This window comes from Legionella lytica (assembly GCF_023921225.1).
GTDB lineage: Bacteria > Pseudomonadota > Gammaproteobacteria > Legionellales > Legionellaceae > Legionella > Legionella lytica.
This window is the reverse complement of the sequence record NZ_CP071528.1, coordinates 151,613-175,353: the sequence shown is the minus strand read 5'-3', so window position 1 is coordinate 175,353 and position 23,741 is coordinate 151,613. Positions and strand designations below refer to the sequence as shown.

Genomic DNA, 23,741 nt, shown 5'->3' with positions numbered 1-23,741 from the left:
GTCATCTACAAAAATATTATCCCTAAAGTTTAATTTGATGATGAAGCAAATTAAACTTTAGGTAGCTCTGAGTTGCATTTCCACCATTGATGGTGGGGGTAATGTGAGTGCCTCTGAACGTTAACGACTGTTTTCAGAGCAGGGAAATTTTGTACAGAGATTTACGATTTTGAGTGGAACTATGAGGGTAAAACCAAATTTCTGTTCTAATACCCCCGCTAGTCCTATTAGTAACCATAATACAGGCGGATAAATTTAAACTTGAATTACTTAATTTCAACGGTTTGCAACAGGTAACTTTGCAGATACAGCTTGGTCTTCTCCGTGATCATATACCCGGACTTTTCCGCTTCTGAATAATCGTACATCTGTTGCATTATCAATTAAGCGTGCTTGTGCGGCAACAGCATGTTCCGCTCGTAGAGTTACCCATTTGTGATAACTATCCCCCTTTGCCATTCCACCAATAGATTTAAATAGGCTATTACGGGCTCGAGTATAGGCGCCTGCATTTTGAATGCCAAAATATTTCTCATCATGTTCAGCTTGAGATGTAACTTTGCTAAAAGAAGGCATAACCACCATATAACGTCGCACATGATATTCTTTAGAGATCATTGAGTGAAATATTACCTCCGCCTCGGCTAAATGAATGTTAGATAAATCAATTTTATGCGCATTGTAGGCTAATATTCTATCTACTCCTTCGCTACGCACATAATCTAAAGGTAGCTCAAAGACATCAATATACCCCACAGTTGGGTGTTTCGGCTTACCAGTGGAACGTCGATAATGTGGATCACGTCGCTCCCCGCGTTTCCAACCAAATCTAACGCCACTGCTGTACATTCCCGCAATCTCAGTTTTCCAACTTAATGAAAGATGGGGATTATTGGGAGATGCGAATGCGAAATTAGTTTGAATTCCTTTTTTATTAAATAATACAGAATAGCTATTAATATAGGCTTGAGTTTCTCGCCAAAATAAGTTGGTAAATACTTTCTTGTTGCGCGCAGCAGGAGGAGGATGTCCCGCCGTAGTTTTCTCTTTTTTATCAGGCGTTGCTTTTAAACCAGCAATAAATTGCTTATTACGCTCATGAATCGCCGTGATTTCATCATCATCTTCATCTGGCTCATCACCTGCCTCATAACCTGCATCAATAAGCGTTGAAAAACTATAGGTAGTATGCGCATTTTTTCTGCTCTCAAAGACAGTATCACGAGTTTGCTTTGGAAAATGTTTAGGTACAAAATGCACGCCTCTCGCGGCAACAAGAACTAAAGATTCTTCTCCATCACCGGTTGCATTGTATTTTTTTAGTAGTTTTGTACGTAATTTCTCATAGGTAGTTTTTTCTTCGGTATCAAGCTCCTCAGTATCACTTAATTCAGCTTCGCTGCTTTCTTCATCAGTAGTATCGGCAAAATCAAAGATAAAGTCACTTAAACGAGCGAGATCTGCTACCCTTTTATTAACCAATTCATACACTGAAAGAGAATCCCTCCCAGGTCGGTATCGTAAAAAATTACCTATAGTTCCTTCTTCAGAATCCGTAAAAATTTGTTCGTTCGGTTTTTCCCCGCACAATAAAAGCTGTTGAAAACACAGCAACTCATCCTCATTAACTAGACAAGTCATGAGATTATTCTCTTCATCATTCATCTCGTTAAAATCAATAAGCTTATGCTTGATCAGCTCACACAAACTTAGGTTATGTAATTTTTTATACTTTTTAATATATTGATATACGGTTTTATTATTTAATTCAGCTAGTTTTACGAATAAAGGGAGTTTTTCACGATGCGTTTGTGAATATTTTTGAATTTCAATCAACGGCTTTTTTTCACTTATTAGTTTTAACATAGGGTTGGGCATGAGCTTGATATTCCATGAATGATTGTTATTTTTCTGCGCATAGATAATATAAATCTAACCCAAAAATGTCAATTTAATGATCAAATGGAGCGATTCGCTCTAGGAAGTATTACTCTATCAAGCAAATAAAACCATGATATTATCGTTCATCATTATAAATGATATAACTGATTTATGAGTAATTCATAAACGACTTGCCGTTTTGCAACACAACTTATATTCTACCAAACTGTAAAATAGTTGTGCAGTTTTAAGTGGGAATAATATGCGTTGTAAAAAAATAACAAAATACCTACTATCATCGAGTTGTTAAGAAAAAATGCTTATAATTCACCAGATAAAACATGTTTAACCTTCCTTAATCAGAAAGAAAGCATCATATTAACTAATAAAGTATTGTTGGAAGAAATAGAACATCTGGCACGCTGGCTTTTAAATCTTGTTGCGCGAGGATCTCGGGCAATTATTTTATTGAATCCAAGCTTGGGGTAGTGACCCCATTACCTACTAGATCCCAATTACCTTGGTTTGTATAGAGCTTGACCGAAAATCCTCGCACATCTCGCTCTGCATCTGCTGCCCCCATTTCACCAGCAACTGTTGAAAAGCGTGTAATTAATCCTGTTTTCTTTCCTACTTCAGAAAATAAATCGGCTTTTGTATAGGCAGTAATATCATGGGTCACTGTTAAAACGCCATATGCTCCCCAGCCTTTAGCATGTACCACACGTTCGGGTATCAGCTCTCGATTTTGGTGCGCCAATTTTTCAATTAACTGGTAATATTGAAGTAATAGAGCCCTCTGGCTCCAGCGGTCAAAGCGTTTTGATTATCACCAATGGGGTTACCACCAGTAGTGGTCAAAGTGATTTTTTTAGCCATTAATGATTCCTTATCTGATTACACTTGTCCATGAAAAAATTCTGCATGTATTAATTATTTCAATTACAATTCAATTCTAAAACTAATAAGTTTTATTGTGAATGCATTAAGTATTATTTTATGTTCACGCTAGTGTGGCAAGTTATCTATCTCAGCCCCACAAATAAAAATAGAACAATTGAGGTGATTAGCTTTACAAAGTGACTCCCTTTAAATAAATTAACAACCAAACTGATAAAAAGGAATTATTTTTGAAGAAAAGGATTGCAGTGATTGGCTCAGGGATATCTGGTTTAACGAGTTCCTATCTTTTAAGCAAAAACCATGATGTTTCATTATTTGAGGCCAACGACTATCTTGGTGGTCATACACATACTCTGTCTGTCGTCGCTAGAGAAACTACATACTCGATCGATACCGGCTTCATTGTTTTTAACAAAAGAACATACCCCAACTTTTGTAAACTGCTTGAAGAGTTAAATGTAGCAATTCAACCCAGTGAAATGAGTTTTAGTTATCGTTCTGATCCTAGGAGACTTGAGTACAGCGGTCATAATTTAAATACTCTTTTTTCAGATCGTCGAAACCTATTTAAAATAGACTTTTATCACCTAATTAAAGACATTATTTTATTTAATTGTGATGCAAAAAAATTCTTGGCTCGAACTAATGATCTCGAAATAACCATCAATGACTTCATCATGGAAAATAAGTACTCAGAGCAATTTAAAGAATGTTATCTTATTCCAATGATGGCTGCTATTTGGTCTAAAAATAAAGAGGACACCCTAAATTGTTCTGCTTCCTTTATATTACAATTTTATAACAATCATGGACTTCTTGATTTGTTCAACCGACCTATGTGGTATGTTATTAAACAAGGCTCAAAAAACTACATTACACCAATGATTGAGCAGATAAAAGATCAAGTGTACTTAAATTCCAAAGTAGAGCGAATAATACGAGAACCTAATAAGATTAAAATCATCGTGAATTCTGAAGAGCGCGTCTTTGATGCGATCGTATGCGCTACTCATAGCGACCAAGCATTAACGATGCTCGAGAAACCTACTCCAGAAGAAATCAATATTTTATCGACAATAAAATATACTGAGAATGAGGTGGTTCTTCATCAAGACAGGAATGTAATGCCAAAAAATAAAAGGGCTTGGGCAAGTTGGAATTACCTCGATAACCAAAGCAATGCACCAACACTGACCTACTATATGAATCGATTGCAATCAATTCATTCCAACCATGATTTTTTTGTGTCGGTTAATCTTGCACCTGAAATTGCTGAAAATAAAATTATCCAATCCTTTAAATATGCACATCCCTGTTTGAATGTGTCTGCGTTAAAAGCTCAAAAGCAAATTAATTTGATTAATGGGATGAATAATACATACTATGTTGGAAGTTATTGGGGTTATGGATTTCATGAAGACGGGGTTAATAGTGCAATCAATACGTGTAAGCTTCTAGGAGCCTAGATGATGGATCATCTCATTTTTACAGGTCATGTACGACATCGCCGCTTTGCTCCAAAACGGCATCAGTTTTCATATAAGTTATTTATGTTCTGCATTGATCTGGCTAGCATAAATAATACCTTCAAAGACATCAAACAGGTTTCCATCGAGAAGTTTAATTGGTTTTCATTGAGAAGAAAAAACTATCTTAATGAGTCGAGTATTCCTCTTGAGGAATATGCTCGTCAATTGGTTATGAATCAGTACAGAACGTACCCAAAAGGAAAAATCTATTTATTAACTCAACTGAGTTGTTTCGGGTATTGCTTTAACCCCATCAGTATCTATTTTATTTTCGATGAAGCGAATCAAAATTTGGATTATTTAATTTTGGAGGTCACCAATACCCCTTGGGGAGAACGGCATAATTATGTTCTTAAGCATTCAGATAAACCTAAAAATGAAATTTATTCATATCAATTTCAAAAAGAGTTGCATGTATCCCCTTTTATGTCCATGAATTATACTTATAAACTGAATTTAAAAATAAACTCACAACAAATACTGGTTCATATGGAAAACTATAGAGAGGGACAAAAGGATTTTGATGCGACATTAACTTTAAAAGCTCAAGAAGAGTCATCTATCAAGAAGACCTTCTGGCACTTCCCTCTGATAACTTATAAAATTGCAATGGCAATATATTGGCAAGCATTAAAATTATGGATTAAGAGTGTTCCATTTCATGCACATCCACGCTCTAATAAAAGGACCTCGAATGGACCAAAATAATCATTTAGCTACCCTGAGCACAAGAGTTTCCAAAAATGTATTTTTCAAGTTATTAAATGCCATCACCGAGGGAGCTATCAAAGTGAAGGACACGCATGGTAGTTATGTATTTGGTAATGAAAAAGAGAAAAATGATTCAATTGCTACCATCACCATAAAAAACCCAAAAGCCTATAAATCGATTCTCATGGGGGGCTCTGTTGGGGCAGGAGCAAGTTACATCGATGGAGATTGGGATACAGATGACCTACAAAAATTAATTGAGCTTATTATTAAAAATGACTCCCTTTTCAATAATATTGAAAGTCCCATCGCTCGTTTGTTTAGTCTGATGAGAACAATAAGCTATAAATTAAAAATTAACTCGATTCGTCGCGCTAAAGAGAATATTCTAGCCCATTATGATTTAGGAAATGATTTCTTTAAAATAATTCTTGACCCTTCAATGATGTACTCATGTGCACTTTATAGGCCATCTGGAATCAGTTTGGAGGAAGCTTCTCAGAAAAAAATTCAGGCCATTTGTACTGCACTGCAACTAAAACCCAGTGATCATATTTTGGAAATAGGTACAGGATGGGGAGGATTTGCATGTTTTGCTGCAAAAGAATTTGGATGTAAGGTCACCACAACAACGATTTCAGAAAAACAATATCTTTATGTCAAAGAAAAAATCAATCAGTTGGGCTTAAATCATCAGATTGAATTATTAAAAGAAGACTACAGAACGCTTTCCGGTCAATATGACAAAGTCGTTTCAATCGAGATGATTGAGGCTGTTGGACATAAATATTTTGATGCATTTTTTCATCAATGCAACCAGCTGCTAAAACCTGAAGGCCTATTTTTCTTACAGGCAATTGTAATCAATGATCAAGCGTATGAAGCAGCTAAAGATGAGGTTGATTTTATTAAGAAATTTATTTTCCCTGGCGGATGCCTGCCCTCAGTGTTTTCAATCAGTAAATCAATTGCCACCCAAACAACGTTGCAATTGCTCTCATTTGAGGACATCGGCCACCATTATGTTTCTACTTTGAATGATTGGCATAAAAAATTATTAGCAAACAAACAAGAAATTCTTGCTCAAGGATTTTCTGAGTCGTTTATTCGCATGTGGGAATTCTATTTTTGTTATTGTGCGGCAGGTTTTCAGACCCATTACATTAGCGATATTCATGCCTTGTGGCAAAAAAGACGATGAATACGCTACATTACCTCATTCATACAACTGCTTATTATGTTGCTTGGTTTGCATGCATCACGCTTGCTGCTCGGGGATATGCATGGATAAGCCCTCTTATCGTAGTTGCTTGTGTTCTGTTGCAATTGTCCTGGCAACATCAAACGGGAAGAACACTTCATGGGCTATGGCTTTTATTAGCAATCGTCGTCTCTATCAGTACCCTAATCGATAGTACTCTAGTTTATAAAGGAATTGTAATTTATGCAGCAAACCCTTTTTCCCCCTATTTTACCTCGCCTTGGATGATAACGATATGGATAAGCTTTACGGTTGTTTTATATGCCACATTAAGTAGCCTATTTGCTCACCTATTTTTACTTGGTTTCTTGTCCTGTGTCGGTTTTGCCTTAGCATTTCGCATTGGGGCAAGCTTAGGCGCTACATTTTTTCCTTATGGCAGCAATACGACCTGTCTTTTTATCGGGCTAATTTGGTCAATCTTATTGCCACTTTGCGCGTACTTCTATCAAAAGATTAGGGATGGTAAATAATGTATTCTTTCGGCATTGTAGTAATTTATCTTTTTTTACAAATGAGCTTTATGTGGGGATTATATCGTATTCTAAAAAACCCTTCTGTTGTTGATGTTTCTTGGTCATTAGGATTAATGGTTTCAGGGTTAATTTATTTAAGTTCCCCCCCTCTTGGTTTTCGTACTCTGATTATTGGCTCTCTTCTCATTGTATGGGCTTTACGCCTTGGATTCTATCTATGGTACACACGAATCAGAAAAGGGCATGTTGACAAGCGATATATTGAACTCTCTACCAATTGGAAAATAAGCCCCTCTCTTGGTTTTTTCATTAACTTTCAACTCCAAGGGCTACTCATTTTAATTATTTCAAGTGTATTTTTGCTGGTTAGCAAATCAGATCATACTCATATTACTAAGATAGATATCTTTGCATTTTGCATTATTGTGGTAGGAATAATGGGCGAGACTATAGCTGATATGCAACTGCAGCGTTTTAAAATGCGACATAAAAGAGAAGTATGTAATATAGGCTTATGGAATTATTCACGCCATCCCAATTATTTTTTTGATTGGTTAAGCTGGATGGGATTCTCTTTATTGGCGATACAATCGACCCTGGGATACCTTTTTTTCCTTTCCCCTTTGATGCTTTATGTTATTTTTACCCGTATGACAGGCCCCTTAACAGAGAGGGGCTCGATACAATCACGGGGACAAAAATACATTGAGTACCAAAAGCAAACTTCAATGTTTTTTCCTTGGTTTAAGAAAAAAAACGGCTCTGAATAAAGAAAGAAAATAAACTACTCAGGCCACATAAGACCATTCCCCAAATAAAATCAATTAAGGTTATCTTCCAAGGCCAGTTCGCAAGAATTGAATAGTTGGTGAAATCATAGATTCCATAGGTTACAAATCCAAGAATTACCCCTCCAGCGAGTGCCTGCATATAATTACCTTGTGCACCGGGCAGAACAAAATAAACAATTCCTAAGGCGATGCAAACATAAACGACTGCTGCTGCCCACCAAATAGGTGCCATGCCCTCTCCTGACTTACGTAATAACATACCGATGTTTTCTGCATAAATAGTTTTGGCAATGAGACCTAGCCAAATCATATCCAATACAAAAACACAAATCATCGTTAAGAAAAAAAGCCCTATAAGTTTCATGATAGTTCTCCATACGTTTCAGCAACTATTTTTCATCAAGTTCTGCTTTAATACCGATTTAGGCACGGGTTTAACATCCCAGACGATAGGTTAATCATAAGGAAAGGGAGTGCTCGAATCCAATCAATTTTGTTGCTAAATGGTTCATCAGGATTGTAGTTATTTTTGCTCACAATCCAACGGTTTATTAAATATCCTAAAGACTTCATCACATTAATCCCTAATTTTTTACTAAATCCAAACTATCCATCTACTTAATCATTAATTATTTTTGGTGTGCTTGGCCTTCGAATAAAGAGGTATATAATCAAAACACTGTGGCCCACTTTCTGAGCCACATTCATCGTAAGTATTATCAGCACAGAGAAAAAATTCCTCTGCTCCGTATTCTGCTGCTCGAGACATCGCCTCGTCAATAGAATTGAAATGCCATAATTCTTTTCCCTTATGAATAAATTCATCAGAATCTTTAGCGATAATTTCAACGATGTATTCATGAAGTTCGATTGGTGAGTAAATCAACGCAATTGCTTTAGAACTACTCTTAACTTTATTGATCAAATTCTTTCGTTTTGAATTTTCCATGCTTCTGTTCCTAATGAAACCGTATTAGTATCATTATAGTTGCAATGTTGCATCTAAATCCATAATGGATATTTAGGCATGGTTTGAGCATTTAATTCATTAAAGACTATAGACTACTTATTCCCTATTGCTACTTGAAGTCAAGAATATTCTCCTTCATAGTAAGATTTTTACTGTTAAGGCAAAATTTATGGCTCGATATTTAATTATTGCAGCGAGTAGTGCGATTGGTCAGTCAGTGGTAGAGCTTCTAAAAAAGCAAGGAGATGAAGTTGTGACCACAGCGCAAAACAAGAACAAAATCATCCCAGACTTTATACTGGATGCATCTGATTTTAATGCGGTCGATATGGTGTTCGAGCAAGCAGGCTCTCTTGATGGAGTGGTCAATTGTGCGGGCTCTTTACTACTTAAAAGTGCTCATGCGACCAGTTTTGAGGAGTTTGAAAAGACAATCAATGCGTCTTTAACTACATCTTTTGCAACTATACGTGCAGCAGGCAAGCGAATGACTAAAGGAGGATCTGTAGTCCTTATTGCTTCTTCCGCAGCGTTAACTGGACTGGCTAATCATGAGGCTATTGCTGCAGCCAAAGCAGGTGTTATTGGCTTAGCTCAATCAGCAGCGGCAACTTATGCATCGTCTAATTTGCGTATCAATGTAGTAGCACCTGGGATGGTTAAAACACCCTTAACTGATGCCTTACTTAAGAATCAATTGATCGCTAAGGCATCCACTGCGATGCATGCCTTGGGGCGAATTGGCGAGCCATCCGAGATAGCACGGACTATTTTATTTTTTCTTAATCCTGAAAACAGTTGGATAACGGGGCAAGTTTTAGCAGTGGATGGTGGCTTAAGCTCTGTGCGCCCCAAGCTTAAAGTATAATTTGTTTTTTGGGGCGTGCTATGACTAAATTGTGCTTTATTTTGGGCGACCAATTGAGTGAGTCACTTTCTTCACTTACTGTAATTGACAAGTATGATGATGTGGTTTTTCTTTGTGAAGTGATGGAAGAAGCCACTTATGTTGCACATCATCCTAAAAAAATTGCTTTTTTATTTTCAGCGATGCGTCATTTTGCAAAATCGTTAACAGGACTTGGCTATCGAGTACGCTACACTCGATATGATGATCTTGATAACGCTGGTTGCTTTGAAGCGGAGTTGCGTCGAGCAATACATGAAGAAAAAATTTCAGAGGTGCATGTAACGTTCCCTGGCGAGTGGCGTGTTCTACAAGAAATGGAAAAATTAAAAAAAGAATTGTTGATTCCCCTTATCATTCATGAAGATACTCGATTTTTATGCTCGATAGACGAGTTTAACTATTGGGCAAAAAATAAAAAGCAGTTGCGTATGGAGTATTTTTACCGAATGATGCGTCAAAAGCATCATCTTCTCATGGATAGTCGAGGGAAGCCGGTAGGTGGGGCGTGGAATTATGATGAGCAGAATCGAAAAAATGCAAATCACATCGAAAAATTTCCTAGTCGTTTGACACATCCTATAGATGAAGTGACCTCAGAGGTTTTAAGCCTGGTGGAAAAGGAGTTTTCTCATCATTTTGGTCAACTACATCCGTTTAATTTTGCAGTGACCCGCGAGCAGGCTCTTTGTGAAGCCAATTACTTTATAGGGCATTGTCTAGTCTATTTTGGTGATTACCAAGACGCCATGCGCTCTAATGAAGTCAATTTATATCACTCCAAATTATCTTTTTATCTGAATGCAGGGCTTTTATTGCCTTTAGAGTTATGCTGTATGGCAGAAGAAGCTTTTAAAAATAAACTGGCACCATTGAATGCTGTAGAGGGTTTTATTCGTCAAATATTAGGATGGCGAGAGTATATCCGTGGCATTTATTGGTTTCTGATGCCTGAGTATGCAGAAAGGAATTATTTTAACGCATCGAAACCTTTACCTGCATTATATTGGGGAAAAGATACTCAAATGTTTTGTATGAAAGAGGTAGTGCGACAAACACAAGTTGAGGCTTATTCACATCATATTCAACGCTTGATGATTACCGGAAATTTTGCTCTATTAGCAGGCCTTGATCCCAAAGAGGTATGTGAATGGTATTTGGCTGTGTATGCTGATGCTTATGAATGGGTAGAACTACCAAATACATTGGGGATGGCGCTCTATGCTGATGGCGGTGTGATGGCGAGCAAGCCGTATGCCGCGAGTGGTAAGTACATTCAAAAAATGAGTAATTTCTGTAAGTCATGTGTTTATAATCCTGGAGAGCTTTTGGGTGAAAAAGCATGCCCCTTCAATTCCCTCTATTGGAATTTTATAGGTCAACACCAAGGCAAACTTAAAAACAATCCGAGACTCCATTATGCTTATCTAAATTGGGATAGAATGACCCAAGAAAAGAAAAGAGCTATTCTCATTAAGGCAAACGAAGTACTCGTTAGCATAGATGCTGGGCTGTTATAAAGATACATCCTCAAATTTGATGTAAATTAACGTGATTAGGCCCTCTTTTAATTAATTGAATGTTATTCAGTCTGCAATCTTATAAAGAGAATATATAACTACTAGCTTTTTCAGAGGTAGCCATGAGAGTAAATATGCTACAATATATTGAATAATTCATGCACTTGAGGCTTTTTATGCTTGTAGAAATTCTTTCTCGCATTCAATTTGGCTTTAGTATTGGTTTTCATATATTGTTTCCGACATTAAATCTTGGTCTTGCGGTATTTCTGGTGATTATGGAAGCAACCTGGTTGAGAACAAAAAATCCAATTTACCTCGAAATTTGTAAGCTTTGGACTAAAATTTTCGCATTGACTTTTGGAATGGGCGTAGTGTCTGGAATTGTCCTGGCTTATCAAATTGGCACAAATTTTGGACCATTCATTACTCAATTTGGAAACGTTTTAGGTGCTTTATTTGCTTACGAAACCTTGACTGCTTTTTTTCTTGAAGCTGGATTTTTAGGAGTGATGCTCTTCGGTTGGAAAAGAGTGCCGCCAGGACTTCATTTTATTGCCACGATTTTGGTAACCATTGGCACAACAATATCAGCATTTTGGATTATGTCAGCCAATTCATGGATGCAAACTCCTGGCGGGTATCAATTGGTTGATGGGAAGTACATTGTCGATAGCTGGTGGTCCGTAGTATTTAATCCTAGTTTTATTCCACGTTTTGTTCACATGCTCTTGGCCTCTTATGTGACCACTTGTTTTGTCATCATGGCTGTTTCTGGATATTATCTGTTAAGAGGAAAGTGTGATGTAATTGCCAAAAGATGTTTGGGGTTTAGCTTATGGGCGGCGCTCATTTTAGTTCCATTACAAATAGGTGTTGGCGATATAGTTGGCATTAATGTGCATCATTACCAGCCTTTAAAAACAGCGGCAATGGAGGGAGTTTGGCAAACACAAAAAGGAGCCCCATTGGTATTGTTTGCTATTCCATCACAAGAACAGCAAAAAAACTTTTATGAAATCGCGATACCAAAACTTGCAAGCTTGATTAATACCCATGAGTGGGATGGTGAGCTTATAGGATTAAGTTCAGTTCCTCTTGCTGAGCAACCAGGCATGCTCCCTGTGTTTTTCACATTCCGTATTATGGTAGGGATTGGAATTTTGATGTTATTTACTGCCATAGTGGGAGTTTTTCTGTATTTAAAAGGCTCTCTGTTTAAGCTTAGCTGGTTTCATCGCTGGTGTTTTGTGATGGCTCCATTAGGATTTATTGCCAGTATTTCAGGATGGTTAACCGCTGAAATTGGCCGACAACCTTGGGCGGTCTATAATCTTTTGAGGACAAAGGATGCGGTGTCTGCAATAGGTTATGAAGAGGTGTTGATTTCCTTTACGTTGCTTGTTCTTGCTTATGGGGTTGTTTTTGGGTTTTATCTCTATTATTTATTTAAGCTCATCGCCCATGGACCAGAGACATTGACAGACGAAGAAATAGAGCATCATGCCTTTCAGTATATGACCGATAATCCTAAGGAGAGTAAATAATGTTACCACTTATTTTTGCCGTACTTCTTGGGTTTATTATTCTAATGTATGTCATTCTCGATGGTTTTGATTTAGGCATTGGTATTCTCTTTCCGTTTACTTCCAATGAAAAAGACCGTGATACCATGATGAATTCGATTGCCCCCGTTTGGGATGGTAATGAAACTTGGCTCGTTTTTGGCGGTTCAATGCTGTATGGTGCCTTTCCCAAAGTGTATGGTTTGCTATTGCCCATTCTTTACATGCCTATCATGCTCATGCTGATTGCTTTAATATTTCGTGGTGTGAGTTTTGAGTTTCGTTTTAAGGCCAAGAGATCAAAACCAATCTGGAATTGGACTTTTGCAATCAGCTCGGTTGCTGCAACATTCTTTCAGGGAATTATTTTGGGTGCTTTTGTCCAGGGTTTTTCCATCAATGAGTCATCAATGACTATTAATAATCCTGATTGGTTAACTCCGTTTAGTTTGTGTACCGGGATTGCTTTGGTTTGTGGTTATGCTCTTTTGGGGGCTACTTGGATGGTTATCAAAAGCACTGGCAGGCTGCAGCGTACAATGATTCATTATGCCCGAGGATTATTAGTATTAGTCGGTTTCTTCTTGATTTTTGTCAGTATTTGGACACCTTTACATAATGATGAAATTTTTCATCGTTGGTATAGCGTCCCTAACGTGTTTTTTTTAAGTCCACTACCCTTGCTTGCCGCAGTTGCTCTTTATCAAGCTTGGAGAAACCTAAATACTGACATTGAGTACAAACCATTCATTTACAGCATAATTGTATTTTTGTGTGCCTACATAGGAATTGGGATTAGTGTTTATCCCTATTTAATTCCGCATCAGATGACGCTTTGGGAGGCCGCAGCCCCTGATTCAACGCTTAAGTTTATTCTAATTGGTGTAGTCATTATGCTCCCTATTCTTCTTGCGTATACACTTTATGCTTATCATCTTTTCCGAGGAAAATCGACAGGACACTATCACTAGAAATCTCGCCAGTCGGATGTGAATATGAGCCAGTGTAATTATAAATTCGACAACACTTAAAGCAAACAAAAGATACCCTATAAGCGGCGTCCACCAAATAGGTTTTAATTGGTCGACTACAAGGTTTAACCAGGGGCGATAGTCTTGAAAATAGAGGCTCTTAGAAATAAGAGCCTAAGCAAATCATATCTGCAATAAATACTACAAAAGTAATTAAAAGCAGTTTTAATTTTAATACAAACTCTATCTTGGGGTAAGTAAATTTAAAACCGAATCTATTCAAGTGGTTAGGGAGTACCCTTTAGCCTTTAAGTAGTAAATAGTTGCCCATCTCACCCAAAAAAATTTTAATAATGAATTTTGGTATTTTAAGAAGAAGAGTTCTCTTTAAGGCTGAACATAAGATTTATACCCAAAGCGTTATTTGGCAAATCAATGCGTTTGATTAACCTGGGGTCGAAAGCTCCAAGCTCCTAATGCAACGAATGCATTAAAATGGCTTTGTTGTATAGCTTAAAAACGGCATCGTCAGCAGAGACTGCGAAGAGACTCCTGGCCCTTTCCCGTTAATGAAGAAGCCTAAACGGGCATTGAAATTAATGAATTTATTAATAAGTTGTCTCTACCTCTAGTAAATCAGCGGTGATCCCTTAATATATCGCATTTTACAAGGTAAGTTCTTTTACAGATAAAACCATGGCATTATTTTGATATGGTTCTTTATCTATTTTTGTTTCATGTATTGTGCTTGCCAGTACCTTAATAAGGAAATTATATGAAGCAATATAAGGTTATTTTATTTGGGGCAGAAGGCTCAGGGAAATCAGAACTATTTAGACGGATGGTTTTTAGTAATGAATATAGATTTATTGCTCAGCATCAATCTACTTTAGGAACTAATTATGGTGTAAAAAATATTGATAATAATCACCAATTGTGTATCTGGGAGTTGAGTGGGGCTGCGCGATTTTGCCGTGATGTGGATATCCTAAGCTATGCTGCTAAAGCAGATGTAGCATTATTATGTATTGATTTAACGCAAGAAATTGATCAAGAACAAATTCAGAAAAAAATTAACGAGTTTTCTATTGATAACGCTCGCGCCCCACTGCTTTTAGTAGGAACTCAATCGGACCATTCAGAAGCACATATTCACGAATTTCAGCAATTAAATTTAAATAAACAAATCTTTATTACTTCAGCAAAAGAAGGACTTTATATTGATGAGCTTCTTCAAGGTATTGCTGATGCGTGCAATATTCCATCATTAAAACAACAATGGGATGATGCGGTGAGTAATCTATTATTGCAAATGAACCTATTGCCAAAAGAGAAGTCTGATGCAATAACACAAGAGATTACTCAGCTAGAACGTATTTTGTTTTCAACTGATGTTAGTGAAAAGTCAAATAACGAACGCAAGCAAGAGGCAATAAAATTGTTTCAAAAAAAATGCCAATCTATTTTAAATGGTGGTTATTCAGATGCATCGATCGCCCTCTTAACGATTGTAGCGGCTGCGGTAGTGACCGTTCTTGCTACGATACTTGGTTTTACCGTTGGTTTTGCATTAGGCGCATGGGCAGGTCCCGGTGCATTCATTACGGCATTGGTTGGCGCTGATGCAGCCGCTTGTTCTGTAGTTGGGGTAAGTGCGACTCTTGGAGCAAGTGCAGCAACTTTAACCGCCTATGGCTTATTTAAAGAACAGAAACCAATTGAAAATGGTAAATTGATTCTGGATTTGCAACAAAAAAGTATTACCTCATTGTTTCCACCAATAACCATTTGATTTAATTACCAATTCAGACTCTAGTGGCCAGAGGACGGTCCGGGACGATTCCTGTCTGAAATTGAACCAGTCGATCCATTTTATATAGGGTTTCGTCTTAGCCCTACGATGACTTGTAGGTTGAGCCCAGAGTGCAAAACACTTGGCCAACCTGCAAATCATTGGAAAATTTCTTTAACTTAATGGTAGTGTCTCTGGGGTTGGCGAAAAATCACGAAACATAAAAATGTAAAGCCAGTCTATATCGTAAGAGATATGCATAAGATATAGAGATATTTTCTGAAGACATTTGTTCTTCTATGGGCGTAATTCAACTATATTTTGAAAAAAGATTTTTCATTTTTATTCTAGAGCCTATGCTTAATAGTATCTTGATAAATAGCACCTCGAAGGCCAAAAAAAAATATGCATATGCAAGTCATAAAAGAAAAAAAACAACTCTGGATTATTTTACTAATTGTCTTCATTAGTTTTCTTGGTTCATCCATTGCATATCCAATTTTTCCACCTTTGTTTCTACAATCTACAGACCAGTTAATTATCTCGCCACAATGGAGTGAAACCAGTAGGCGTATTTGGCTGGGATTAACCCTTGCTATTTTCCCCTTAGGACAATTTATCGGCGCCCCTATTCTTGGGAGAAATTCTGATTTGTATGGTCGTAAAAAAATACTGATTATCAGCTTGCTCGGTAGTATATTAGGATATTTATTGACCGTTATTGCCTTTTGGACACATTCCTTTTGGTTATTATTATTTAGCCGCTTTTTAACCGGTTTTATGGAAGGAACTTTCGCAGTGGCCAGAGCATTAGCAGCGGAACTGACGACCATTAATAAGTTTGTTAGTTTTGGTCGTCTCAATACCATGGCCGGTATTGGTTATATCATTGGGCCAATTATTGGTGGGTTATTATCTAATTCAAATATTGTTCCCTGGTTTTCATGGTCTTTTCCTTTTACATGCGCTGGAATAGCTTCGGTTATGGCATTGGGACTTGCGTGGTGGAAGTTGCCAGAACATAAAGCTTTACGTAAAGTGGAAAAAGAGTCCATTGCGAGCCAGCTCAATATTATCCGTCAATTTAAACTCTTATTTCAGAATCATCCCCATTTGAAGTCTTTACTAATCATCAGCACACTGTTTACCTTTGCGGTAGATATGTTTTATGAGTTTGGCCCAGTTTATCTGGCGGGTCAATGGTCTATGTCTCCAGGAATGATTGCACTTTATAATGGGGCATTGTCCGCAGCTTTAGCCCTAGGTGCTTCATGGCTTCCACACCAACTTGCAAAACGCATGCCTATTCATCAAGCTCTTATTGGCGCGATGCTGGTTACGGCATTAATTTTTGCAGCCATGATTATGTTTCAATATCCAATACCAATGTTTTTATTCTTCACGCTCATTGGTCTTAGTATCACCAGTGTTACGACGACGATGACGATTCATATATCAAATATGTCGCATACTGCCATTCAAGGAGAAGTCATGGGCACGCAAGTAAGTTTGCGTACTTTAGGTGATGCTATTATCTGCATTGCGGGTAGTTTTTTAATTGTTGTATCACTTATTTTACCCATTGTTTTTTGCTGCATTATTGCATTGTTTGCAGGAATTTTATGTATGGTTTATTTAAAACCTACTGAGACAATGAATCATAAGTAGATTAATTAACGCCTTTAAAGTATTTAAACGAACATGTAGCGATGTTCCATAAAGATATCCATCCTTGGATTTTCTCTTTTATAAAATCAAAGGGTGGTGAATGAGGCTGATACTGAAATACCAATATTCTCGGATAGATCAAGTTCATGGAGGTTATAAGGATTTGCCTTCCAAATATTTGTCATTAGATTCTTATAAACATCAGTATATTCAATAATGCGAGTTCCTTTTTTATTTAATTCACTTTCGTCATAAAAAAGATGCTCCTCGCCATCTTCTTCTATCCACATTCTACGAGGTACATTGTCACGTTTGGATGCTGTACATAAATCCGTATAAGTTGTAATTGTTTGAAAATTCTTTAGCTGAGCTTTTAACTCCTCTCGATAGCTTTTAACTCGGCCCATCTTGCAAGAATCTATATCTAAATTATTCAATGGGATTTTTTCTAATTCTAAATCATTTTCAAGGATATCTATTAGTTCTTCAGCATCATATCCCGCGATTAATTTATTATGAATATCTCCTTGAGCATTAATCAGGATCGAATCACCGGGATTGATCCGATCTAATAAATATTTGGTATTCTCAGGCTCATAGAGATTTATTATTGATTGGGTATGCTCTCTTTTCTTTGCCTCATTTAAAAGCCCATTAAATTTTTCCCCATCGGGAACATAGACAAATCTAACATTTTGCCCAAAAATTTCTGTCAAAAGTGGCCCAGCGTCCGAGCCTGAAATTATTTCATGTTCAACTTGTTCTATATATTTATCGCCACTACTATAAAGCTCAATTACATGAGTTTGATTTGGCGTGAAAAATTTGAAACGAGGCATAACATCCCATAGGTTTGTATAAATATAAGATATTTTAGCATTAAAAAATGATGGCTTTCTTAAGTGAGTTTATTCAGCGAAAACTTTTCAGCGTGAAAAAGGTAGTTTAATGATCAGCTATTGTTGGGATAGAGCCAATTTTCCATCGCCTTTCTCGCCATTTAATAAATGTTCACAATCAGTTACAGATAAGGGAGGACTAAAATAATAACCCTGCACTGCATCAACTTGCTGGGTGCGCAATAAATCCACTTGCGAAATCGCCTCAACCCCCTCAGCAATCACTTGCAGCTGTAAACGGTGAGCTAATTCTATGATGGCTTCTAAAATAATCTTATCTTGCTGTTCCAACTGATGTTTATTAATAAAAGATTGGTCAATTTTTAATTTACTAAGGGGCAAACGTGTCAAATAAGCCAAACAGGAATAGCCTTTGCCAAAGTCATCAATGATTAAATTAATGCCTAAATTTTTTAACGCCTCCATTTCTTTTATAATATTTGCTGATTCGATAAGAATAGATTCAGTTAACTCAAGCTCTAAATAAGCTGGTTCTAGTTGAGTTTCTGCTAGAATGTCGGCTACTAATTGGCTCATGAATTGGCTTTCAAGTTGCAATGCTGAAAGATTAACCGCTATAGGCACCCTTGGTAAATTTTTATTTTGCCAGCTCTTCAGTTGCTGACAGGCTGTGCGCAATACCCATTCACCTACGGGGAGCATGAACGGTGTTTTTTCGAGCAATTGAATAAACTGCTTTGCCTCTAATAATCCCTTTGTTGGATGTTGCCAGCGCAATAATACTTCAAGACTTACAATACGCTCGCTTACTAAATCAAAGATTGGCTGATAAAATAAACAAAATTCCTGATTCGCCAATGCATTTTCGAATTCCGTTTCAAGATGATGGTTTTGCTGAATGTGTTGTGTTAATTCCACTGAATAAAACTGATACTGGTTTTTGCCCAGTTCTTTAGCCCGATATAGAGCCGTATCTGCTTGCCTTAAAAGCCCCTGAATATCCATAGCATCTTTTGGGAATAAACTGATGCCAGCACTGGCTGAAATATGGATAGTGTGACCTTGTATCATAACTGGGGCTGCAAGTTTCTGATAAATTTTATCTATGATGGCCTTTACCTGCACGCTTTCATCAAGGCTATCCAATAAAACCACAAACTCATCGCCTCCCAGGCGCACTGGCAAATCGCCAGCGCGCAGACACATTTTAATCTGTTCTGAAAAATAGATAAGTAATTTATCACCGACTTCATGACCCATTGTATCGTTAATAGTTTTAAAATTATCCAAATCAAGGAAAATTATGGCTAATTGTTTGGCTTCCCGTGATAAACGCGAAGCACTTTGCTGAAAAATTTGAAAGAGCAGATTACGATTGCCAAAACCCGTCAAAGGATCATGGGTTACTTGATAATAAAGGTAAGCATTTTCTAATGAAATAGCGGCCTGGGACACCAAGATCGTAAGGTCTTGTAAGTGTTGAGGAGTAAAAGAGTGCTTAAGCATATTATTTTCAAGATAGAGAATACGTCTTAATTGGCCTTGATAGAAGAAAGGAATTATTAATATTGATTTAGATTTAGACTGCTGCAAATAAGGGTCTAAAAATTGAATGTCGTTAGCGACATCCTGGATTAACACTGCTTCGTTGGTGCGTTGCACATAGTTAATAACTGTGAGTGGTAAATCTGAGCGTGTCTCTATACTCTTTGCATCTGCCAACCAAATGCGTTGTTGCTCTATAGTTCCCTCCGCTTCGATAAGCCAGGAGTTGTCTTTCTTTATGACAAGTACACTGCGTTGCGCACCAGCATTTTCAAGCACAATTTGCAGTAGTTTTTTTAATAACTTATCGAACTGCATTTCACTGGCAATCGTTTGAGTTAACTTGAGAATCGCCATAAAGTCTATGGAAAGATCACTGCTTGAGATTGATGTTTGTGTGTTAGCCAGGGTCTTTTGCTGTAAGGATGTTTTAGGACTTTCATACTCATAAAATGATTGGGGATACTGTTGTTTTAAACGCTGACAAAGTGCGAGTGCGCCCCAACGCTCATACCCATAATGCGCTTCACGAAAATAGTGTTTTGCTAGGTGCGGTTTATTTTCCTGTAAGTAAAAGCGTGCAGCACACTCATTAATAACGCCAGTAAGCTGAGGTGAATTATTATCCAATGCAAGTTGAGCCGCTTGGTCGTACAAATCACTGGCCTTGCGATAATTTTCTTGGATAGCAAAGATTTCTGCACTAAGCATTAAATAATACGGTTCAAAATTGATAGCACACCATCCTGACCAACGCTTAAAGAGCTTTTGAATAGCAAGAAGCTTCTTTTTGTAACGGCGTTGCTCATTGATGGGAACTGTTTTGTAGCTCGCAGCTAAACTCAAAGCATAATATAATTGTCCTTCGACATACGTGATGGTTCCTATAGCTGAATCTGCAAATACCTCTGCACCTAGCCCCATTTCCACTGCTAAAGAAAATTTCCCAGTCAAATAAGCGAGTTTTATAGCGCAAAAGTAAAAGCAAGCCTGTTCATGCTGAGTTTTGCATTCAGTAATAGATTGGAATGAATGTACTATTTCTTGATCAAAATTTTTATTTATTGACGAATGCTGCAAGTTTATTACTGAATAGTTCAATAAAATCCAGACTGGATAGAAATAGTCATTCGGGCCACGTTTCTTTAACACTTCTCTGAGAGTGGTTGAAAGGTCAGATAGTGGGTAACTTAAAGCATATTGATTTAAAAAATGACTTATAAAACTATAATCAGCAGTCGTTAAATCCCCTGATTGTTGAGCTAATTGATAACTATGTAAGGTATGATTCAATGATTGAGAGAGTGGGTATTTCCAAAAATGGAGAAAATGTCCCATACAAAACTCCACTTTAGCTAATACAGATGGATCGGGGTAATATTCAGCAAGCCGATAAGCAAGTGCAACGTGCTTAAAACTTGCGTCATAGCGCTTAAATACATGGAGTAATACAAATGCATAAGCTGCAAAACAATATGAGCTTTCAGGTGTGTATCCGTGACGTAATGATAGTTTAACAGCATGAAATATGAGTAAAACAAATAATTCTTTGTTCGAAGTGATATAGGTGGAAGCATATAACTGATTTAAAATTTTTTGCAACAAACTGTATTCATTGCTGGCTTGCTGAGTTAAATCCAAATTAGTAAATTTTTTACCATACAATCGCCATTCGATAGACATGTATGCAGTTAAAATATGGTAGGGTTTAGGATATAGAGGAAGATTAAGTCCAAAAAGGCGTAAGACCTCCAATCCCTGTTGTAATGCATCGTTATAACGATTCGCAAGGCTAAGCCGTATGATATCGAGCTGATAGACCAGCATTTTATCAAGCTTGGTTTTAGCGTGCTTAAAGAGTATTGCCAATTGCGGTTTAACAAACTGATGATCATCAGTTAATAATTCACTTTCAACCAAGCCACACTGTAAAGCAAAAGTTAGATCATAATGATGCTCCCAAGCATCTTTTGGTAATAGAGAAACCGCGATACTGAAATAATTTTTTGTAGCTTGATAGGCTGCAACAGCTTTTGCTCTTTTACCTACTTGCAAATTAAATTCGGCGAGCTCCAACCGTTCTTCAGGCTTGGTAATTAATGACGAAGCTTCATTTAAATGACGTACAATTTGACCAAGATAGATTTCATCATCCCTATTCTTATCCGCATTGGTTAGTAATAAACGACCAATGTTTAAATGCAATTCACGTCTAAGCTCAGGCACTATAAGCTGATAAGCAGCTTGCAAAATACGATCGTGTTTAAACTGAAATATAATAGAATCTTGTGAAAGCTGCGCATCAGTGCCGTTGTCCCCTATCAAATTGATAGTCTTGTAATTGCCGCATACTAACTGGATGAGGTTGGCATGTAAGGCTTCCTGCAACAAGCTCAGCGTGAGTGATACAGATTGCTGGCTGATAACCGATAATGTCTGTAAATCAAACTGGATACCGATACAGGCGGCTAATTTAAGATTATCTTGCGCTGGCGCTGATAGCTGTTGAATGTTGTTAATAAGTAAATCTACGACATTTGCTGTCATATGCTGCTGCTCGATTTCCATAATATCCCATTGCCATTGGCCTTTTTCATAATCGAAAGTTAACAGATGATTATGATGTAAAGTCTTGAGAAACTCATGGATAAAAAAAGGGTTTCCCTCGGTTTTTATCTGCAGGATTTCAGCCAAAGATTTTGCCCGGGCAAGCCCACAGCCCAGCATATCGGCAAGTAGTTGTTGTAGATGCAAAGATGTCAATGGCGGTAATTTAATAGTATTTAGGATGACTGAATTAGCCATTAGTTTTTTCTGAAATTCGATTAATGGATGACCAAAAACTACTTCATTATCGCGATAAGTGCCAATCAACATAAAATAACTATTCGTTGTATCCGTTAATAAATGTTGCAGCAGTTGTAAGGAGGCATTGTCTGCCCATTGTAAATCATCTAAAAAGATCACTAACGGGTGATCTGCCTGGCAAAAAACCTGTATAAACTGCTGAAATGCAAACGCCAGTTGGTTTTGAGCTTCACCACTGGTATTTTTTACACATGATTGCGGGCCAAGCAGTTGTTTAATCGAAGGAATCAAAGCCAACAGCGCATGCCCCTGATCACCAATAGATTGCTGTAAGGCCTGTTTCAAGTTTTTTAGTTTTTGCTCAGGTTCTGCCAATACCTGTCGAATCAGATTTTGCAACGCATCAATAAGTGCACTATAAGGTTTGTTTTGCTGTAATTGGTCGTACTTACCTTGAATAAAATATCCTTTACGACAGGTCAGTGGTTTATAGATTTCTTTAATTAGCGAGGTTTTACCAATCCCGGAATAACCAGACACCAAAACCACTTCATTTTTCCCTTGACTAACCCGCTCAAAAGCAGCGAGTAACTCTGCAATTGGTTTTTCACGTCCATACAATTTTTGTGTTTTCTGGAGCTGATCGCTGATATCAATAGCACCTAAGGAAAATTCAGCTATCGTTTGTTTTGATTGCCATTGTATAGCACATTCAGTTAAATCCGCTGCCAGACCTCGCGCACTTGCATAACGCTCTTCTGGCATTTTGGCCATTAGTTTGATAATAATCTGGCTAAGCATAGTAGGAATATTTAGAGGAAGCGATGATAGAGGTATCGGAGTTTTTGCAAGATGACAATGCACCAGCTCAAGAACATCAGTTGCATCAAATGGCAACTGGCCCGCTAACATTTCATAAAAAGTTACTCCCAGAGCATAAAAATCGGTGCGATAGTCAATACTTCGGTTCATTCGCCCCGTTTGTTCGGGCGATATATATGCCAGTGAGCCCTTCAAAAGATGAAGATTGTTATAGCTTTGTGTTTCCTCAAGCAGCTGTGAGGAAATACTAAAATCTGCCAATTTGATTAACAAGGTATGAGGCTCAATAATGATATTAGCAGGCTTAATGTCTTTATGAATAATATGCTGTTTATGTAACTCAGCTAATGCGTAGGCCAGCTGTAAGGCAATTGTGAAGAAAGCATCCAGCGCCAATGGTTTTTCTTGTAAAAAACTCTTTAAGGTCTGACCCTTGATATCTTCTAAAACTAAAACAGTAAGATGACCTTGTTGAATGAGTTCATAGGGCTTAATAATACCTGGAATATTAAGTTGCTTGAGTAAAAAATATTCGTGTTGCAAGTCGGCGAGAATTTGAAGAGAGGGATGCTCTGAGTATGGGCATTTGAGCATAACGGGAAAATTATCAACAAGCCGTAGCCCGCGGTAAAGTACCGTATTGGGGCTTTGATGAAGTGTTTCCAGTATTTTATAGCCTTTAATAATGTCCATAACCGTATATTCAAAATAGATTTTAATCATACAGTCCTTAATGGCCTCGGGCGACCTATAGGCCCGAC

General features: G+C 37.4%; 16 protein-coding genes and 1 pseudogene. 11 read left to right on the top strand and 6 right to left on the bottom strand.

Features of this window, described 5'->3' with window-relative positions:
- Positions 1–276: 276 nt before the first annotated feature.
- Both J2N86_RS14665 and J2N86_RS14660 read right to left on the bottom strand, forming a co-directional pair.
- On the bottom strand, positions 277–1,878 hold the full coding sequence (locus J2N86_RS14665; RefSeq protein ID WP_252582737.1) for a hypothetical protein: 1,602 nt from the start codon (positions 1,876–1,878) through the stop codon (positions 277–279).
- A gap of 499 nt (positions 1,879–2,377) precedes the next feature.
- A pseudogene (locus tag J2N86_RS14660) lies at positions 2,378–2,760 on the bottom strand (catalase); the annotation flags it as partial.
- 251 nt (positions 2,761–3,011) lie between these two features.
- On the opposite strand from J2N86_RS14660, the gene J2N86_RS14655 reads away from it, so the two are divergent.
- From J2N86_RS14655 to J2N86_RS14635, 5 genes are read left to right on the top strand one after another with little or no spacing between them, the layout of a single operon-like run.
- Positions 3,012–4,250, top strand: a complete 1,239-nt coding sequence (locus tag J2N86_RS14655) for an NAD(P)/FAD-dependent oxidoreductase (RefSeq protein WP_252582736.1) — start codon at positions 3,012–3,014, stop codon at positions 4,248–4,250.
- Positions 4,251–5,021: a DUF1365 domain-containing protein gene (locus J2N86_RS14650; RefSeq protein ID WP_252582735.1), complete on the top strand. Its 771-nt coding sequence runs from the start codon at positions 4,251–4,253 to the stop codon at positions 5,019–5,021. It abuts the gene before it with no gap.
- Positions 5,008–6,225, top strand: coding sequence for an SAM-dependent methyltransferase (locus J2N86_RS14645; protein WP_252582734.1), 1,218 nt, complete (start codon positions 5,008–5,010; stop codon positions 6,223–6,225). Before J2N86_RS14650 ends, J2N86_RS14645 begins: the two co-directional genes overlap by 14 nt.
- Positions 6,222–6,758 carry a DUF2878 domain-containing protein gene (locus J2N86_RS14640; RefSeq protein WP_252582733.1) on the top strand — a complete coding sequence of 179 codons (537 nt, stop codon included), beginning with the start codon at positions 6,222–6,224 and terminating at the stop codon, positions 6,756–6,758. The genes J2N86_RS14645 and J2N86_RS14640 overlap by 4 nt, the downstream gene beginning before the upstream one ends.
- Positions 6,758–7,531, top strand: a complete 774-nt coding sequence (locus J2N86_RS14635; protein ID WP_252582732.1) for a DUF1295 domain-containing protein — start codon at positions 6,758–6,760, stop codon at positions 7,529–7,531. Before J2N86_RS14640 ends, J2N86_RS14635 begins: the two co-directional genes overlap by 1 nt.
- Here the strand turns inward: J2N86_RS14635 and J2N86_RS14630 are convergent.
- Both J2N86_RS14630 and J2N86_RS14625 read right to left on the bottom strand, forming a co-directional pair.
- Positions 7,506–7,916: a DUF2177 family protein gene (locus tag J2N86_RS14630; RefSeq protein WP_252582731.1), complete on the bottom strand. Its 411-nt coding sequence runs from the start codon at positions 7,914–7,916 to the stop codon at positions 7,506–7,508. The genes J2N86_RS14635 and J2N86_RS14630 overlap by 26 nt on opposite strands.
- 261 nt (positions 7,917–8,177) lie before the next feature.
- On the bottom strand, positions 8,178–8,501 hold the full coding sequence (locus J2N86_RS14625) for a hypothetical protein (RefSeq protein WP_252582730.1): 324 nt from the start codon (positions 8,499–8,501) through the stop codon (positions 8,178–8,180).
- A gap of 190 nt (positions 8,502–8,691) precedes the next feature.
- Here J2N86_RS14625 and J2N86_RS14620 point away from each other — a divergent pair, with 190 nt between their 5' ends.
- From J2N86_RS14620 to J2N86_RS14595, 6 genes are all read left to right on the top strand, one after another.
- On the top strand, positions 8,692–9,390 hold the full coding sequence (locus J2N86_RS14620) for an SDR family oxidoreductase (protein ID WP_252582729.1): 699 nt from the start codon (positions 8,692–8,694) through the stop codon (positions 9,388–9,390).
- Between the two features lie 20 nt (positions 9,391–9,410).
- Positions 9,411–10,949, top strand: coding sequence for a cryptochrome/photolyase family protein (locus tag J2N86_RS14615; protein WP_252582728.1), 1,539 nt, complete (start codon positions 9,411–9,413; stop codon positions 10,947–10,949).
- 176 nt (positions 10,950–11,125) lie between these two features.
- The gene (locus J2N86_RS14610; protein ID WP_252582727.1) at positions 11,126–12,496 is read left to right on the top strand and encodes a cytochrome ubiquinol oxidase subunit I; all 1,371 of its coding nucleotides are present in this window, start codon (positions 11,126–11,128) and stop codon (positions 12,494–12,496) included.
- On the top strand, positions 12,496–13,485 hold the full coding sequence (cydB, locus tag J2N86_RS14605) for a cytochrome d ubiquinol oxidase subunit II (protein WP_252582726.1): 990 nt from the start codon (positions 12,496–12,498) through the stop codon (positions 13,483–13,485). Before J2N86_RS14610 ends, cydB begins: the two co-directional genes overlap by 1 nt.
- Positions 13,486–14,260: 775 nt before the next feature.
- Entirely contained in the window at positions 14,261–15,277 is a 1,017-nt protein-coding gene (locus tag J2N86_RS14600; protein ID WP_252582725.1) for a GTPase, read from the top strand.
- A 405-nt stretch (positions 15,278–15,682) separates the two neighbouring features.
- A complete protein-coding gene (locus tag J2N86_RS14595; protein ID WP_252582724.1) occupies positions 15,683–16,945 on the top strand; it encodes an MFS transporter in 1,263 nt (420 codons plus the stop codon).
- A gap of 86 nt (positions 16,946–17,031) precedes the next feature.
- On the opposite strand, the gene J2N86_RS14590 is transcribed toward J2N86_RS14595, so the two are convergent.
- Both J2N86_RS14590 and J2N86_RS14585 read right to left on the bottom strand, forming a co-directional pair.
- Complete coding sequence (locus tag J2N86_RS14590) at positions 17,032–17,784, bottom strand: hypothetical protein (RefSeq protein WP_252582723.1); 753 nt, start codon at positions 17,782–17,784, stop codon at positions 17,032–17,034.
- Between the two features lie 117 nt (positions 17,785–17,901).
- Positions 17,902–23,703: an EAL domain-containing protein gene (locus tag J2N86_RS14585; RefSeq protein ID WP_252582722.1), complete on the bottom strand. Its 5,802-nt coding sequence runs from the start codon at positions 23,701–23,703 to the stop codon at positions 17,902–17,904.
- Between the last annotated feature and the right edge of the window lie 38 nt (positions 23,704–23,741).

What these genes read in the sequence shown, in the direction of transcription:
- J2N86_RS14620 (WP_252582729.1), top strand. Translation starts at nt 8,692, where the DNA reads ATGGCTCGATATTTAATTATTGCAGCGAGTAGTGCGATTGGTCAGTCA.
- J2N86_RS14625 (WP_252582730.1), bottom strand. Translation starts at nt 8,501, where the DNA reads ATGGAAAATTCAAAACGAAAGAATTTGATCAATAAAGTTAAGAGTAGT.
- J2N86_RS14630 (WP_252582731.1), bottom strand. Translation starts at nt 7,916, where the DNA reads ATGAAACTTATAGGGCTTTTTTTCTTAACGATGATTTGTGTTTTTGTA.
- J2N86_RS14645 (WP_252582734.1), top strand. Translation starts at nt 5,008, where the DNA reads ATGGACCAAAATAATCATTTAGCTACCCTGAGCACAAGAGTTTCCAAA.
- J2N86_RS14640 (WP_252582733.1), top strand. Translation starts at nt 6,222, where the DNA reads ATGAATACGCTACATTACCTCATTCATACAACTGCTTATTATGTTGCT.
- J2N86_RS14615 (WP_252582728.1), top strand. Translation starts at nt 9,411, where the DNA reads ATGACTAAATTGTGCTTTATTTTGGGCGACCAATTGAGTGAGTCACTT.
- J2N86_RS14665 (WP_252582737.1), bottom strand. Translation starts at nt 1,878, where the DNA reads ATGCCCAACCCTATGTTAAAACTAATAAGTGAAAAAAAGCCGTTGATT.
- J2N86_RS14585 (WP_252582722.1), bottom strand. Translation starts at nt 23,703, where the DNA reads ATGATTAAAATCTATTTTGAATATACGGTTATGGACATTATTAAAGGC.
- cydB (WP_252582726.1), top strand. Translation starts at nt 12,496, where the DNA reads ATGTTACCACTTATTTTTGCCGTACTTCTTGGGTTTATTATTCTAATG.
- J2N86_RS14635 (WP_252582732.1), top strand. Translation starts at nt 6,758, where the DNA reads ATGTATTCTTTCGGCATTGTAGTAATTTATCTTTTTTTACAAATGAGC.
- J2N86_RS14600 (WP_252582725.1), top strand. Translation starts at nt 14,261, where the DNA reads ATGAAGCAATATAAGGTTATTTTATTTGGGGCAGAAGGCTCAGGGAAA.
- J2N86_RS14610 (WP_252582727.1), top strand. Translation starts at nt 11,126, where the DNA reads ATGCTTGTAGAAATTCTTTCTCGCATTCAATTTGGCTTTAGTATTGGT.
- J2N86_RS14590 (WP_252582723.1), bottom strand. Translation starts at nt 17,784, where the DNA reads ATGCCTCGTTTCAAATTTTTCACGCCAAATCAAACTCATGTAATTGAG.
- J2N86_RS14595 (WP_252582724.1), top strand. Translation starts at nt 15,683, where the DNA reads ATGCATATGCAAGTCATAAAAGAAAAAAAACAACTCTGGATTATTTTA.
- J2N86_RS14650 (WP_252582735.1), top strand. Translation starts at nt 4,251, where the DNA reads ATGATGGATCATCTCATTTTTACAGGTCATGTACGACATCGCCGCTTT.